This window comes from Sphingomonas sp. Leaf412, assembly GCF_001425405.1.
GTDB lineage: Bacteria > Pseudomonadota > Alphaproteobacteria > Sphingomonadales > Sphingomonadaceae > Sphingomonas.
The window spans coordinates 707,690-722,270 of sequence record NZ_LMQP01000003.1; the positions used below are offsets into that span (position 1 = coordinate 707,690).

Here is a 14,581-nt window from a genome sequence, read left to right on the forward strand (position 1 = left end):
GAGGGCTTACGAAAACCGCCCTTTCAGCAATGCCCAGGTCGCCCGAAGGCCGTACGCGTCGCCGCCCTTCGGACGACCCGGTTTCCCGACCGGACGCCATGCGAACGTATCGAGGTGCGCCCACGGGATGCCGGCGGGGACGAAGCGGCGGAGGAACAGGGCGGCAGTGATCGCGCCCGCGAAGCCGCCGTCGGGGGCGTTGACCATGTCGGCCACGTCGCTCTTCAGCATGTCGTCGTATCCATCCCACAGCGGCAGGCGCCACAACGGGTCGCGCACCGCGTCTCCCGCCGCCAGCAGCTCCGCCGCCAGCGCCTCGTCGTTCGCGAACGTCGCGGGCAGGTCCGGCCCCAGCGCGACGCGGGCGGCACCGGTCAGCGTCGCGAAATCCAGGATCAGGTCGGGTGCGCCCTCCACCGCCTTGGTCAGCGCGTCGCCCAGGACCAGCCGGCCCTCCGCATCGGTATTCGTATTCTCCACCGTCAGGCCCAGCCGCGTCGCCAGCACGTCGCCGGGGCGGAAGGCGGCGGCGGAGACGGCGTTCTCGACCGCGGGAATCAGCAGGTGCAGCCGGACCTTCAGCCGCGCGGCCATCACCAGCCCCGCGAGCGCGAGCGCGTGTGCGGCGCCGCCCATGTCCTTCTTCATCAGGCGCATGCCCGCGGACGGTTTCAGGTCCAGCCCGCCGGTGTCGAAGCACACGCCCTTGCCGACGATCGCGATGCGCGGATGCGCGGGGTCGCCCCATTCCAGCTCGATCAGGCGGGGGCCGCGCTCGCGCGTCGCGGCCTGTCCGACGGCGTGGATCATCGGATAGCCGGTCGCCAGCGCATCGCCGCGCGTGACCGTGACCTTCGCATCGTGCGCCAGCGCGAGCCGGTCCGCCTCCGCCTCCAGCTCCGCCGGACCCATGTCCGCGGCGGCGGTGTCGACGAGCGTGCGGACGAGTGCGGTGGCGTGCGCCAGCCGCACGACCTCCTCGATGCGCGCGGGCTCGCCGGTCAGCAGGACGCGTGCGCCGACCGGCTCCGTCGCCTTGTATCGCGTGAAGCGATGCTGCGCGAGGCACCAGCCGAGCATCGCCGCGCCGGGCTCTCCCCCTGCGAGCCGGTACGTCCCCTCCGGCAGGCCGTCGCCGAGCGAGGCGATGCGCCACGGCGAGGCGGCATCCTCGTCGCATACCAGCAGCATCGACCAGTCCTCCGCCCCCTCGCCCGGCAGGACGGCGCGGTTGCCCGCCTTTCCACTCACGCGATTGGCGGCGACCGCGGTGCGGATGCGCGGGGGCTGACGCGCCAGCCAGTCGCCGAAAGCGTCCGGGTGGACGACGTGGATGTCGCGGGCGGGCTGGCCGCGATCGGGCGCGAGGAGCGTGGAAAAGTCGATCATCGCGGGCGAGCAAAGCAGGACTTTGCGGCCCGCGCAACGCACCCTACATCGCGCGGCATGACGACACATTCGACTCGCATGCTGATCCTGGGCTCCGGTCCCGCCGGTCTTTCCGCCGCCATCTACGGCGCGCGCGCGGGCATGAAGCCGATCGTGGTGCAGGGGATCCAGCCCGGCGGGCAGCTGACGACCACCACCGACGTCGAGAATTATCCCGGCTTCGCGGACGTGATCCAGGGCCCGTGGCTGATGGAGCAGATGCAGAAGCAGGCCGAGCATGTCGGCACCACGATGATGTGGGACACGATCGTCGACGTCGACCTGACCCGCCGCCCGTTCCGCCTGACCGGCGACGGCGGCGACGTGTACGAGGGCGACGTGCTGGTGATCGCGACCGGCGCGCAGGCGAAGTGGCTGGGCCTCGCCAGCGAGGACGCGATGAAGGGCAAGGGCGTCAGCGCGTGCGCGACGTGCGACGGCTTCTTCTATCGCGGGAAGAAGGTGGCGGTGATCGGCGGCGGCAACACCGCGGTCGAGGAGGCGCTGTACCTGACCAACCACAGCGACGACGTGACGCTGATCCACCGTCGCGATTCGCTGCGCGCGGAGCGGATCTTGCAGGAGCGGCTGTTCGCGCATCCCAACGTCACGGTGCTGTGGAACAAGGAAGTGCGCGAGTTCGTGGACGGCGGCGGGAATGCCGGGCTGGTCGCGCTCGACCTGGAGGATACGGTCACGGGCGCGCATTCGCGGCTGGACGTCGACGGCGGGTTCGTCGCGATCGGGCATCATCCGGCGACGGAGCTGTTCCGCGGGCATCTGACGCTGGACGACGACGGCTATATCGCGGTCGAGACGGGATCGACGAAGACCAGCGTCCCGGGCGTCTTCGCGTGCGGCGACGTGGCGGACAAGGTGTATCGCCAGGCGGTGACCGCGGCGGGCACGGGCTGCATGGCCGCCCTGGACGCCGAACGTTTCCTGGCGGCGGCGGAATTCGCGGAGCTGCGCGAGGCGGCGGAATAGGCCGCGTCGGGCGTCAGATCAGCGTCAGCGTCCCCGTCGCCACGACCGGGCCGGTCGGCGTGTCCTTCGGCGATCCGCCCAGCGGCTCGATCGAGATCGCCAGCGTCACGCCGGCGCCGATCGCCTGTCGCGGCGTGATCCGGATGCGGCCCGCGCCGTCGCGCGCCAGCAGGCCCAGCGCCTTCGGCACGCCGTCCGCGCCGATCGCCCACAATTCCGCATCGCGCTGCGTCGGCACGACGATGCCGCCCGCCAGCCTGACCTCGCGCGTCGCGGGGTCGTAGATCGCGCCGAACGGCTTGGCATCCTCGGGCGCCAGCACCGCGACCAGCGGGATCGCCGCCGGGGCGGCGCGCGGCGCGGGCGCGGGGACGGGAATCAAGCGGACGGGGCGGTCGATCAACGCCGCCAGCAATCCGGCCGCCGCCAGCGTCGACAGGCCCGTCGCCCAGGTCCAGAACCGCGACTGCCGCCGCGGCGCCTCGGCCAGCGCCATGATGCGCCGCTCGGCGTCTTCGCCCGGCTCGGCTTCCGGCCATTGCGCGAACAATGCCGCGAAATAGGTGCGCCAGCGTTCCGCATCGCGTGCGAAGGCAGGCTCCGCCAGGAGCCGGCGCAGCGCCACCGCGCGCTCCTCGCCGTCCAGGACGCCCAGCGCCAGTTCGGCCGCCATGACGTCGGGTTCCTCGCCCGCGGGGTCGGGCGTGTCAGGCGTCATCGAGGCAGTCCTTCAGGCGGATCAGCCCGCGCCGCACCCAGCTCTTCACCGTCCCCAGCGGCACGCCGCGGCGATCCGCCAGCTCGGCATAGGTCAGCCCGTCGAAGAAGGCGGTGCGGATCACGTCGCGTTGCGAATCGCTCAGCCGGTCGAGGCAGCCGTGCAGGCGCCGGTCGTCCTCGTCGCGCAGCATCGTCTCGCTGGCCAGCGGGGCGGGATCGGGCAGGGGAGGCGCGTCTTCCATCGCGGTCGAGGGGCGCACCCGCTGCGCGCGGCGCCAGTCGATCGCGCGGTTGCGCGCGATCGTGGCCAGCCACGAAATGGGACTGGCGCGTGCGGGCTCGTAGGCGCCGGCACGTTTCCAGATGGTGGCGTATACTTCCTGCAAGACGTCCTCTGCGGCCTGTCGTTCGCCACAGATACGCAGGCATACGCCGAATAGCTTCGTTCGGGTGAGGTGATAGACGCGGGCGAATGCGGCGCGATCCTCCTCCCCCGTCGCGATCAGGACGCGGGTCAGTTCCTCTCGTGCCTGGGCGGGATCGGAAGCCGTCACGCCCGCACGCTACGCGCCGCAACCCGCGACGGCAACGTCACAATTCGCGAAAGCTGTCGACGTCGCGCGCGGGGCCATGGCCGCTGGGCGCGGCGGGCGGCACGATCGCGACCGGTTCCGGCGGATCGAACCCGCCCTCCCATTTCGCGACCACCGCGCTGGCGACCGCATTGCCGATGACGTTGGTCGCGGTGCGGCCCATGTCGAGGAAATGGTCGATCGCCAGGATCAGCAGCAGGCCCGCCTCGGGCAGGTTGAACATCGGCAGCGTCGCGGCGATCACCACCAGGCTGGCGCGCGGCACGCCCGCGATCCCCTTGCTGGTGACCATCAGCACCAGCAGCATCGTAATCATCTGCCCCATGGACATGTCGATGCCATAGGCCTGCGCGATGAAGATCGACGCGAACGTCATGTAGATCATCGATCCGTCCAGGTTGAACGAATAGCCGAGCGGCAGCACGAAGCTGGCGACCCGCGGCGGCACGCCGAACCGGTCCAGCGCCTCCAGCATCCGGGGATACGCCGCCTCCGACGACGCGGTGGAGAAGGCGACCAGCAACGGTTCGCGCACGTGCCGGACCAGGTCGACGATGCGCCGCCCGATGAACAGGAACCCCGCGCTCAGCAGGATGCACCACAGCAGCAGCAGCGACAAATAGAAGCTGCCCATGAAATAGGCGAGCTGCCCGATCACGCCCGCGCCGCGCTCGGTCAGCGTGCCCGCCACCGCGGCGAACACCGCGAAGGGCGCGACGCGCATGACGTAGTCGGTGATCTGGAGCATCACGTGCACCAGCGCGTCGATGGCCTTCACCAGCGGCGCGGCCTTCTCGCCGACCGCGGTGATCGCGACGCCGAAGAATACCGACAGGACGACGATCTGAAGGATCTCGTTCTTCGCCATCGCGTCGATCATCGAGGCGGGGACGATATGGGTGACGAAGTCCTTCAGGTTGAACGCCCCGGTTTCCAGCCCCGCGGTCGCGCTGGCGGGCGGCAGCGGCAGGTTCAGGCCGACGCCGGGTTGCAGGACGTTGACCATGACGAGGCCGAGCGTGAGCGAGACCAGGCTGGCCGAGATGAACCACCCCAGGCTGCGCGCGCCGATCCGCCCCAGCGCGGCGGTGTCGCCCATCTGCGCGATCCCCGACACCAGCGTTGCGAAGACCAGCGGGGCGATAATCATCTTTATCAGCCGCAGGAACAGCGTCGTGACGATCGAGAAATAGCCCGCGATATCCTTCAGCCGCGCGTCCGATGCGACGCTGCCGTCGTCGATCGCGGCGTGCAGCGACAGGCCGACGATCAGCCCGGCGACGAGGCCGATCAGGATATACGTGGTCAGCCGCTTGGCCATTCAATGCTCCCGTCGCTCCTTGCCGTCATGCCGGGCTTGTCCCGGCATCCACCGTGCGGCAGGAACCTGTCACGCGGTGTTTGCGGCACGGTGGACCCCGGCACAAGGCCGGGGTGACGAACGGGAGGTTCCATGCGCTTCGCCCCATCTCGCCGGACCATCCTCGCCGCCGCGGCGATCGCGCCGTTCGCGGGCGTGCTGCGCGCCGCCGACACCGACCTTTCGGGCCTGAAGGACATGACCGGCGGCGCGGTGCCGATCGGACCGGCGGAGCGCGCCGACCGCCTGCGGCGCGCGCAGGCGCTGATGAAGGCGCAGGGCATCGGCGCGGTCGTGATCGAGCCGGGCGCGAGCCTGACCTACTTCACCGGCGTGCGCTGGGGCCGCAGCGAGCGGCTGACCTGCGCAGTGATCCCGGTGGCGGGCGAGCCGTGCATCGTCACCCCGTATTTCGAGGAGCCGTCGGTACGGTTGAGCCTGGCCGTCCTCGCGCAGGTGAGGACGTGGAACGAGGACGAGGATCCCACGAGGGTCGTCGCGGGCTTCCTGAAGGATCGGGGACTGGCGCGGCGACCGGTGGGGATCGAGGAGACGGTCCGCTTCTTCGCCGTCGACCGCCTGCGCCGCGCCGCGCCCGACGCGCGGCTGGTGAGCGCGGATGCGGTCGTGCGCGGCGTGCGGATGCGCAAGACGCCGGCGGAGATCGCGCTGATGCAGGTGGCCACCGACGTGACGATCGCGGCCTATCGCTTCGTCCATCCGCGGGTGGAGGCGGGGATGACGGGGGCGGACGTCGGCGCGTTGATGAGCGCGGCGACGCGGCGGCTGGGCGGCGATCCCGAGTTTTCGATGGCGCTGGTCGGACCCGATTCCGCGCTGCCCCACGGCGGCACCGCGCCGCGCCGGATCGCGCGCGGCGACGTCGTCCTGATGGACTGCGGCTGCACGGTCCAGGGATATCAGTCCGACGTGTCGCGCACCTTCGTCGCCGGCCCCGTGCCCGACGCGGTGCGGCGAGTGTGGGACCATGTGGCGGAGGGGCAGCGGATCGCGCTGGCCGCCGCGCGGATCGGCACGCCCGCGGGCGCGGTCGACGATGCGGTGCGGCGGCGCTACGAATCATGGGGCTACGGCCCCGGCTACCGCCTGCCCGGCCTGTCGCATCGCACCGGGCACGGGATCGGGATGGAGGGGCACGAGCCCGTGAACCTCGTCCATGGCGAGACGACGCGCTTGGCGGAGGGCATGTGCTTCTCGAACGAGCCCGGCCTGTATCTGCCGGGGAAGTTCGGCGTCCGGCTGGAGGATTGCTTCCATATGACCGCCACCGGGCCGAAATGGTTCAGCACGCCGCCGGAAAGCATCGACCGCCCGGTGTAGGCGCCCGCGCCGCGACGGTCTGCACCCTTGTCCCGCCCCGGCAAAGCTGCAAGCATCTCCCCGGGTCGACGCCGCGGTCGCGCGGCAAGTCGGTGAAAGGATGAGGGTCCAGTCGATGGTTTCGAAGAATGTCGCCGCGCTGTTCATGCTTGCGCTCGCCGCCTGCAACCAGGGTGCCGCGCCACCGGATGCGAACCAGTCCGCCGCGGCACAAGCCGCGGGCGCGACCGCCCCCGCCGCCGCGAAACTGTGGAACGGCGGCACGGAAAAGGGGCTGGATATCCAGGTCGCTCACCCCAACGGCACCGTCCTGCAAGTCACGTCGGTCCAATCGCGCGCGACCGACACCGCGGTCGGGATCCGCATCATCAACGGGCATCAGCGCGACGTGCAGCTGAACAACTTCCCGAACAATCGCGCCAGTTACCTGCTTCTCGACGACGGACAACGCCTGTACCTGTCCCCGCCCGCGACCAACGCGCGGCTGAACGTGCCCAAGGGGCAGACGTTCGAGGGACAATTGGTCTTCCTCGGCCGGTTGGAACCGGTGAAGGCGGCGGTGCTGGTGCTGAACGAGAACAGCTCGACCGACAGCGAATACAGCGATTCGCCCGGCTACCGCATCGACCTGCCGCTGGCGGGCGTGGCATCGTGAGGGGCGGGATCGCGGCGACGGCGGCGATGCTGCTGACGGGGTGCTCCATCACCGGCGGCGGCGACGGCGCGGCGGTGGATCGGCAGGCGACGCACGTGAACGGCACGGTGTTGCAGGTATTGTCCGTCCGATCGTCCGGCGAGCGCGCGGTCGTGGCCATCCGCGTCATGAACAACCGCGACCGCGAGATCGAGCTGAACGGCGGGCGCGAGAAAAGCTATATCGTCACCGACGCGGGCGAGAAGCTGCTGCTGATCCCATCCCCGACCAACGCCGACCTTGCGGTGCCGCCGGGCAAGACGATGGATGGGGAATTGGTGTTCGCGGGCAAGCTGCCGTCGTCGGGCACCGCGACCCTGTTCCTGAACGAACAGGATTCGCGCGACAGCCGCTATACGATGTCGCCTCGGTTCGAGGTGGCACTGCCGCTGGACGGATCGCGCGGCGGATCGGTGCCGGAGGCGTCGGCGCTGTCGGGCATGCGCGACCTTCCCGCCAGCAGGATCGGCCCGGTCGCGGACGGCGGCTCCACGCTCGGCACCGCCAAGCCCGCGACCAGCGACCTTCAGGCGGTCGACAAGCTGAAGAGCGAATTGGGCGCGGTGGAGACGGATCGCGGCACGATGGTGTCGCTGCCCGGCGACGTGACGTTCGATTTCGACAAGGCGACGATCCGCGCCGACGCCCGCCCGACGCTCGACCGTCTGGCGCAGCTGGTCGCCGCCAGCGCGGGGACGATCTCGATCGAGGGGCATACCGATGCGAAGGGCGACGACGCCTATAACAAGAAACTGTCGGAGGCGCGCGCGGCGGCGGTGAAGGCGTACCTCGCCGGCAAGGATATCGACGCCGCACGGCTGACGACGATCGGGCTGGGCGAATTGCGTCCCGCCGCGCCGAACGCGAAGCAGGACGGCACCGATGACGAGGCGGGGCGCCAGCGTAACCGCCGCGTCGAGGTGATCCTGCCCAAGGCCGTCCCGACATCGGGCGCCACGCCGGCAACTGCCCGCTAGGCAGCGCGCCGTCTCGCGATTAAGCCCCGGCGCATGTTTACGTCCACCAACGACATCCGCCGCTCGTTCCTCGACTATTTCGCCGGCCACGGTCACGCCGTCGTGCCGTCCGCGCCACTGGTGCCGCAGAACGATCCGACGCTGATGTTCGTCAATGCGGGCATGGTGCCGTTCAAGAACGTCTTCACCGGGCTGGAGACGCGGCCGTACACCACCGCCACCTCGTCGCAGAAATGCGTGCGCGCGGGCGGCAAGCATAACGACCTGGACAACGTCGGCTATACCGCGCGTCACCACACCTTCTTCGAAATGCTGGGGAATTTCAGTTTCGGCGATTATTTCAAGGAGCAGGCGATCGTCCATGCCTGGACGCTGCTGACGAAGGAATGGGGGCTGCCCGCGGACCGGCTGACCGCGACGGTGTACCACACCGACGATCAGGCGTTCGACCTGTGGAAGAAGGTCGCGGGGCTGCCCGACCACCGCATCATCCGCATCGCGACGAAGGATAATTTCTGGGCGATGGGTTCCGACGGGCCGTGCGGGCCGTGTTCGGAAATCTTCTACGACCACGGCGATCACATCCCCGGCGGCCCGCCGGGATCGCCGGACGAGGACGGCGACCGCTTCGTCGAGATATGGAACCTGGTGTTCATGCAGCATGTGCAGGAGGCGGACGCGATCGTCGGCGACCTGCCGCGCCCGTCGATCGACACCGGCATGGGGCTGGAGCGGATCGCGGCGGTGATGCAGGGCGTCACCGACAATTACGACACCGACACGTTCAAGGCGCTGATCGCCGCGTCGGGCGCGCTGACGCACACCGCCACCACTGGCGAGACGCAGGCGTCGCATCGCGTGATCGCGGACCATTTGCGGACCTCGGGCTTCCTGGTCGCGGACGGCGTGCTGCCCGCGAACGACGGGCGCGGCTACGTCCTGCGGCGGATCATGCGGCGCGCGATGCGGCATGCGCACTTGCTTGGTGCGAAGGAGCCGCTGATGCACCGGCTGGTGCCTGCGCTGGTGGCGGAGATGGGCGCGGCCTATCCCGAGCTGGTGCGTGCGCAGCCGTTGATCGAGGCGACGTTGCGGCAGGAGGAGACGCGCTTCCGCCAGACGCTCGACAAGGGCCTGAAGCTGCTGGACGAGGCGACGGCGGGGATGCGGGCGGGCGACGTCCTGTCCGGCGAAACCGCGTTCAAATTGTACGACACGTTCGGCTTTCCCTACGACCTGACCGAAGACGCCCTGCGCGCGCAGGATTTCGGCGTCGACCGCGCGGGCTTCGACGCCGCGATGGCGGAGCAGAAGCGCGCGGCGCGCGCGGCGTGGAAGGGTTCGGGGGCGAAGGCGTCCGACGATCTGTGGTTCGACCTGGTCGAGGAGGTCGGCGCGACCGAGTTCACCGGCTATGCCAGCGACACCGGCGAGGGCGTCGTGCTGGCACTGGTGAAGGACGGCGCGCGGGTCGAGAGCGCGGCGGCGGGCGATGAGGTCGACGTGATCGTCAACCAGACGCCCTTCTACGGCGAGAGCGGCGGGCAGGTCGGCGATGCGGGCACGCTGTCGGGCGACCATGTCGCGGCGACGGTGTCGGATACCGGCAAGCAGCTGGGCAAATTGTGGGTCCATCACGCGACGATCGATTCGGGCGCGCTGAAGGTCGGCGATACCGTCCGGTTGGCGATCGACGTCGCGCGACGGGCAGCGATCCGCGCCAATCATTCCGCGACGCACCTGCTGCACGAGGCGCTGCGCCAGCGGCTGGGCACGCATGTCGCGCAGAAGGGCAGCCTCGTCGCGCCGGAGCGGCTGCGCTTCGACGTGTCGCACAACCAGGCGATGACCGCGGCCGAGCTGGCGGATGCCGAGGCGCAGGTGAATGCGAAGATCCGCCAGAACGGCACGGTCACGACGCGGCTGATGACGCCGGACGACGCGATCGCGATGGGCGCGATGGCGCTGTTCGGGGAGAAGTACGGCGACGAGGTCCGCGTCGTGTCGATGGCGACCGACGACGACGGCAAGGCATGGTCGATCGAACTGTGCGGCGGCACGCACGTCAACGCGCTGGGCGACATCGGCCTGCTGAAGATCGTCGGCGAGAGCGCGGTGTCGAGCGGCGTGCGCCGGGTCGAGGCGCTGACCGGCGAGGCGGCGCGTGCGTATCTGGCGGGGCGTGATGAGAAATTGCGCGAGGCGGCGGCAACGTTGAAGACCACGCCGGACGAGGTGCCCGCGCGCGTCGCCGCACTGGTCGAGGATCGCCGCCGGCTGGAGCGCGAACTGGCGGAGGCGAAGAAGGCGCTGGCGCTCGGCGGCGGGGCCGGCGCAGCGCCCGCGGGGCCGGAGACGGTGGCGGGCGTTGCGTTCGTCGGACAGGTGCTCGACGGCTTCGACGCCAAGGGCCTGCGCGGCGCGGTGGACGAGGCGAAGCAGCGCATCGGCTCGGGCGTGGCGGTGCTGGTCGCGGTCAACGACGGCCGCGCGTCGGTGGCGGTGGGCGTGACCGCGGACCTGATCGCGCGGTTCAGCGCGGTCGACCTGACGAAGCGCGCGGTGGCGGTGCTGGGCGGGCAGGGCGGCGGTGGGCGGCCCGACATGGCGCAGGGCGGCGGACCGGAGGCGTACAAGGCCGCGGACGCGGTCGCGGCGGTGCGGGGGGCGCTGAAGGACTGATCCTGCCAGCTTTGTGCTCCCGCGAAGGCGGGAGCCCAGTCTGGGTCCCCGCCTTCGCGGGGACACAAGCGGTGACGAAAAAGGTGGACTCTACTCCACCCATTCCCCCTTCGGCACGCCCTGCGCCCACAGCAAGGCGGTCAGGTCGCCATGCTCGATCCGGGCCCCCGCCGCCGCGGCCACGACGGGCTTCGCGCGATAGGCGACGCCCAGCCCGGCGATCTCGATCATCGCCAGGTCGTTCGCCCCGTCCCCCACCGCCAGCGTCGCACCGTCCGCCAGCCCGAGGTCGGCGCGATAGTCGAGCAACGTCGCTTTCTTCGTCGCGGCGCCCACGATCGGCTTCGCGACCGTGCCCGACAGCGCGCCGCCGTCGAACTTTAGCACGTTGGCGATCGCGCGATCGAAGCCGATCTCGGCCGCGACCGGCTCGGCGAAGCGCGTGAAGCCGCCCGACACCAGCACCGCGGTCGCGCCCCAGCCGCGCATCGTGCGTACCAGCGTGCATGCGCCCGGCATCAACGTCACGCGGTCGCGCAGGCAATCGTCGATCACGCCCGCGTCCAGCCCCTTCAACAGTGCGACGCGCGCGTCCAGCGCCGCCTCGAAATCCAGCTCCCCGCGCATCGCCGATTCGGTGATCGCCGCGATCTGCGGCTTCAGCCCGCCATAATCCGCCAGTTCGTCGATGCATTCGACCGTAATCATCGTCGAATCCATGTCCGCGACCAGCAGCATCTTGCGCCGCCCGTCGCGCGGCTGGATCACCACGTCGACGCCCTCGAACGCGCCTTCCAGCGCCGCGCGCGCATCCGCGGGGGCCAGTTCGAAATTCAGGTCCGCCGCGTCGCCCTCATCGATCCACGCCAGCGTCGTGGGCACGCACCCCGCCGCCGCGAGCGCGTCATTGGCCGCCGCCACGATGCTTGGCGTCAGCCGCCCGGCTGCTATCAGCGTCGCCGTGAACATTCCGCCCCCTTCGAAACCAAGGGTCGCGCTCATCGCAGGGCCGACCGCCAGCGGCAAGAGCGCGCTGGCGATCGAACTGGCCGAGCGGATCGGCGGCACCGTCGTCAACGCGGACGCCAGCCAGGTGTATCGCGACCTGCGCGTGCTGAGCGCGCGCCCCGATGCGGCGGACGTGGCGCGGGTGCCGCACCGGCTGTTCGGGCATGTCGACGGGTCGGTCGCATGCTCGGCGGCGGACTGGGCGGCGCAGGCGCGCGACGCGATCGACGCGATTCATGCGGAGGGCGGGGTGCCGGTACTGGTCGGCGGCACCGGCCTGTACCTGCGGACCCTGTTGGACGGGATAGCGCCGGTGCCCGCGATCGATCCGGCGGTGCGGGAGGCGGTGCGCGCGCTGCCGGTCGCTGCGGCCTATGACGCGCTCCGGCGCGAGGACCCGACGGCGGCGGCACGGCTGAACGCCGGGGATACGACGCGCGTCGCGCGCGCGCTGGAGGTGGTGCGCGCCACCGGGCGCACGCTGGCGGACTGGCAAGAAGAGAAGAGCGGCGGGATCGCGGACCATGTGGCGCTGTCGCCGATGATCCTGCTGCCCGATCGCGCCGAACTGATGGACCGTTGCGACCGGCGGCTGGTCGAGATGTTCGACGGCGGCGCGGTGGAGGAGGTCGCGGCGTTGCTGGTGCGCGAGGACGTTCCCGCGGATGCGCCGGTGCGACGCGCGATCGGGGTGCCGGACATCGCGGCCTATCTGTCGGGCGAACTCTCGCGCGACGACGCATTGGCGCGCGCGCAGCTCTCCACGCGCCGCTACGCCAAGCGGCAATATACGTGGTTCCGGCACCAGCCCCCCGCCGCGTGGCCGCGCTGCGCCGCAGCAACTTCGCAATATTATGTCGCCGATAGCGGTTGACGCGCAACAATCCATGCCGTAGCGCCCCGCCACCCCGCCCGCTAAAGGTGCCGGTGGGCAACGACGGAGTAGTGACGTGGGCGAGAAGAGCGGAGCCGATATCCTGGTCGAGGCGCTGTGCGATCTCGGCGTGGAGGTCGTCTTCGGCTATCCGGGCGGCGCCGTCCTCCCGATCTACGACGCGATGTTCCGCTCCGGCCGGATCAAGCACATCCTGGTCCGGCACGAGCAGGCGGCGACGCATGCGGCGGAGGGCTATGCACGCTCGACGGGGAAGCCCGGCGTGGTGCTGGTGACGTCCGGCCCCGGCGCGACCAATGCGGTGACGGGCATCACCGACGCGCTGATGGATTCGATCCCGATGGTCGTCATCACCGGGCAGGTGCCGACCGCGCTGATCGGCTCCGACGCCTTTCAGGAGGCGGACACGGTCGGCATCACGCGCCACTGCACGAAGCATAATTACCTGGTGAAGGATCCCGCGCGGCTCGGCCCCGTGATCCACGAGGCGTTCCACATCGCGACGTCCGGCCGTCCCGGCCCGGTGGTGGTCGACATTCCGAAGGACGTGCAGGTCGCGACCGCGCGCTATACGAAGCCCGGCCCGATCCAGCACAAGACCTATCGCCCCGCGCTGAAGGCGGACCGGGCTGCGATCGAGCAGGTCGTCGACATGCTCGCCGCGGCGGAGCGGCCGGTGTTCTACACCGGCGGCGGCGTCATCAACGCGGGACCGGGGGCGAGCCAGCTGCTGCGCGAACTGGTGCGGCTGACCGGCGCGCCGGTGACCTCGACGCTGATGGGGCTGGGCGCCTTCCCCGCGTCCGCGCCGCAATGGCTCGGCATGCTGGGCATGCACGGCACCTACGAAGCCAATTTCGCGATGAACGAGGCCGACCTGATCGTCGCGATCGGCGCGCGCTTCGACGATCGCGTGACCGGGCGGCTGGATGCCTTCGCGCCGAACAGCCGGAAGGTGCATATCGACATCGACCGGTCGAGCATCAACAAGACCGTGCGCATCGACCACGCCATCGTCGCCGACGCCGGCCATGCGATGGAGGACATGGTGCGCGTGTGGAAGGCGCGCCAGCACCCGAAGCCCGACCTGTCCGGCTGGTGGCGGCGGATCGACGGCTGGCGCGCGCGCGCCTGCCTCGATTTCCCGGAGGACGGCAGCGAGACGATCATGCCGCAGCGCGCGGTGCGCGCGCTGTGGGAGGCGACGCGCGCGCGCAACCCGATCATCACGACCGAGGTCGGGCAGCACCAGATGTGGGCCGCGCAGCATTTCGGGTTCGAAGGCCCGAACAAATGGCTGACCAGCGGTGGGCTGGGCACGATGGGCTACGGCCTGCCCGCGGCGATCGGCGCGCAACTGGGCAATCCCAACGCGCTGGTCATCGACATCGCGGGCGAGGCGTCGATCCAGATGAACATCCAGGAGCTGGCGACCGCGACGCAATATCGCCTGCCGGTGAAGGTCTTCATCCTGAACAACGAATATATGGGAATGGTCCGCCAGTGGCAGGAGCTGACCTACGAAAGCCGCTATGCCGAAAGCTATTCGGACTCGCTGCCCGATTTCGTGAAGCTGGCCGAGGCGTACGGGTGGAAGGGCATCCGCATCGAGGAACGCGGCGCGCTTGATGCGGGGATCGCGGACATGCTGGCGCATGACGGGCCGGTGATGGTCGACTGCCGCGTGGCGCAGCTGGCGAACTGCTTCCCGATGATCCCGTCGGGCGCGGCGCACACCGACATGATACTCCAGGCGAACGAGGTGTCGGGCACGATGGACGACGAGGCCAAGGCGCTGGTTTGACAACATTCTATCCTCCCCGGCACGGGGAGGGGGACCATGCGGAGCATGGTGGAGGGGGATCGCCCCGGACGTATCGCTGGTGGAGAGGGCCC

Annotated in this window: 12 protein-coding genes; 7 read left to right on the forward strand and 5 right to left on the reverse strand. The window is 70.2% G+C overall.

Annotated features, from left to right (window positions below; translation table 11 throughout):
- Positions 1-6: 6 nt before the first annotated feature.
- The gene (locus ASG29_RS10535; protein WP_055983510.1) at positions 7-1,389 is read right to left on the reverse strand and encodes a leucyl aminopeptidase family protein; all 1,383 of its coding nucleotides are present in this window, start codon (positions 1,387-1,389) and stop codon (positions 7-9) included.
- Positions 1,390-1,446: 57 nt separating this feature from the next.
- On the opposite strand from ASG29_RS10535, the gene trxB reads away from it, so the two are divergent.
- Positions 1,447-2,415: a thioredoxin-disulfide reductase gene (trxB, locus tag ASG29_RS10540; RefSeq protein ID WP_055983512.1), complete on the forward strand. Its 969-nt coding sequence runs from the start codon at positions 1,447-1,449 to the stop codon at positions 2,413-2,415.
- Between the two features lie 13 nt (positions 2,416-2,428).
- Here trxB and ASG29_RS10545 read toward each other — a convergent pair whose 3' ends face one another.
- Genes ASG29_RS10545 through ASG29_RS10555 form a run of 3 tightly spaced genes read right to left on the reverse strand, consistent with a single transcriptional unit; the run spans position 2,429 to position 5,049 of the window.
- A complete protein-coding gene (locus ASG29_RS10545) occupies positions 2,429-3,133 on the reverse strand; it encodes an anti-sigma factor domain-containing protein (RefSeq protein WP_055983514.1) in 705 nt (234 codons plus the stop codon).
- On the reverse strand, positions 3,123-3,689 hold the full coding sequence (locus tag ASG29_RS10550; protein ID WP_055983516.1) for a sigma-70 family RNA polymerase sigma factor: 567 nt from the start codon (positions 3,687-3,689) through the stop codon (positions 3,123-3,125). Before ASG29_RS10550 ends, ASG29_RS10545 begins: the two co-directional genes overlap by 11 nt.
- Before the next feature lie 37 nt (positions 3,690-3,726).
- A complete protein-coding gene (locus tag ASG29_RS10555; protein ID WP_055983517.1) occupies positions 3,727-5,049 on the reverse strand; it encodes a dicarboxylate/amino acid:cation symporter in 1,323 nt (440 codons plus the stop codon).
- 132 nt (positions 5,050-5,181) lie between these two features.
- Here ASG29_RS10555 and ASG29_RS10560 point away from each other — a divergent pair, with 132 nt between their 5' ends.
- The 4 genes from ASG29_RS10560 (at position 5,182) to alaS (ending at position 10,782) form a co-directional block, all read left to right on the forward strand.
- Complete coding sequence (locus ASG29_RS10560; RefSeq protein ID WP_055983518.1) at positions 5,182-6,429, forward strand: M24 family metallopeptidase; 1,248 nt, start codon at positions 5,182-5,184, stop codon at positions 6,427-6,429.
- Between the two features lie 115 nt (positions 6,430-6,544).
- Positions 6,545-7,084, forward strand: a complete 540-nt coding sequence (locus tag ASG29_RS10565; RefSeq protein ID WP_055983521.1) for a hypothetical protein — start codon at positions 6,545-6,547, stop codon at positions 7,082-7,084.
- Complete coding sequence (locus ASG29_RS10570; protein ID WP_055983522.1) at positions 7,081-8,100, forward strand: OmpA family protein; 1,020 nt, start codon at positions 7,081-7,083, stop codon at positions 8,098-8,100. The genes ASG29_RS10565 and ASG29_RS10570 overlap by 4 nt, the downstream gene beginning before the upstream one ends.
- Positions 8,101-8,133: 33 nt before the next feature.
- Entirely contained in the window at positions 8,134-10,782 is a 2,649-nt protein-coding gene (gene alaS / locus ASG29_RS10575) for an alanine--tRNA ligase (RefSeq protein ID WP_055983524.1), read from the forward strand.
- 90 nt (positions 10,783-10,872) lie between these two features.
- On the opposite strand, the gene serB is transcribed toward alaS, so the two are convergent.
- On the reverse strand, positions 10,873-11,751 hold the full coding sequence (gene serB / locus ASG29_RS10580; protein WP_055983526.1) for a phosphoserine phosphatase SerB: 879 nt from the start codon (positions 11,749-11,751) through the stop codon (positions 10,873-10,875).
- Between serB and miaA the strand changes: the two genes are divergently transcribed.
- Positions 11,705-12,664 carry a tRNA (adenosine(37)-N6)-dimethylallyltransferase MiaA gene (gene miaA, locus ASG29_RS10585; RefSeq protein ID WP_055983528.1) on the forward strand — a complete coding sequence of 320 codons (960 nt, stop codon included), beginning with the start codon at positions 11,705-11,707 and terminating at the stop codon, positions 12,662-12,664. The genes serB and miaA overlap by 47 nt on opposite strands.
- 76 nt (positions 12,665-12,740) lie before the next feature.
- Positions 12,741-14,489 carry an acetolactate synthase 3 large subunit gene (locus ASG29_RS10590; RefSeq protein WP_055983530.1) on the forward strand — a complete coding sequence of 583 codons (1,749 nt, stop codon included), beginning with the start codon at positions 12,741-12,743 and terminating at the stop codon, positions 14,487-14,489.
- Positions 14,490-14,581: the final 92 nt, after the last annotated feature.

Excerpts from the sequence above, each read along its gene's own strand:
- alaS (WP_055983524.1), top strand. The coding sequence starts at position 8,134 with ATGTTTACGTCCACCAACGACATCCGCCGCTCGTTCCTCGACTATTTC.
- ASG29_RS10545 (WP_055983514.1), bottom strand. The coding sequence starts at position 3,133 with ATGACGCCTGACACGCCCGACCCCGCGGGCGAGGAACCCGACGTCATG.
- serB (WP_055983526.1), bottom strand. The coding sequence starts at position 11,751 with ATGTTCACGGCGACGCTGATAGCAGCCGGGCGGCTGACGCCAAGCATC.
- ASG29_RS10535 (WP_055983510.1), bottom strand. The coding sequence starts at position 1,389 with ATGATCGACTTTTCCACGCTCCTCGCGCCCGATCGCGGCCAGCCCGCC.
- ASG29_RS10565 (WP_055983521.1), top strand. The coding sequence starts at position 6,545 with ATGGTTTCGAAGAATGTCGCCGCGCTGTTCATGCTTGCGCTCGCCGCC.
- miaA (WP_055983528.1), top strand. The coding sequence starts at position 11,705 with ATGCTTGGCGTCAGCCGCCCGGCTGCTATCAGCGTCGCCGTGAACATT.
- ASG29_RS10555 (WP_055983517.1), bottom strand. The coding sequence starts at position 5,049 with ATGGCCAAGCGGCTGACCACGTATATCCTGATCGGCCTCGTCGCCGGG.
- ASG29_RS10560 (WP_055983518.1), top strand. The coding sequence starts at position 5,182 with ATGCGCTTCGCCCCATCTCGCCGGACCATCCTCGCCGCCGCGGCGATC.
- trxB (WP_055983512.1), top strand. The coding sequence starts at position 1,447 with ATGACGACACATTCGACTCGCATGCTGATCCTGGGCTCCGGTCCCGCC.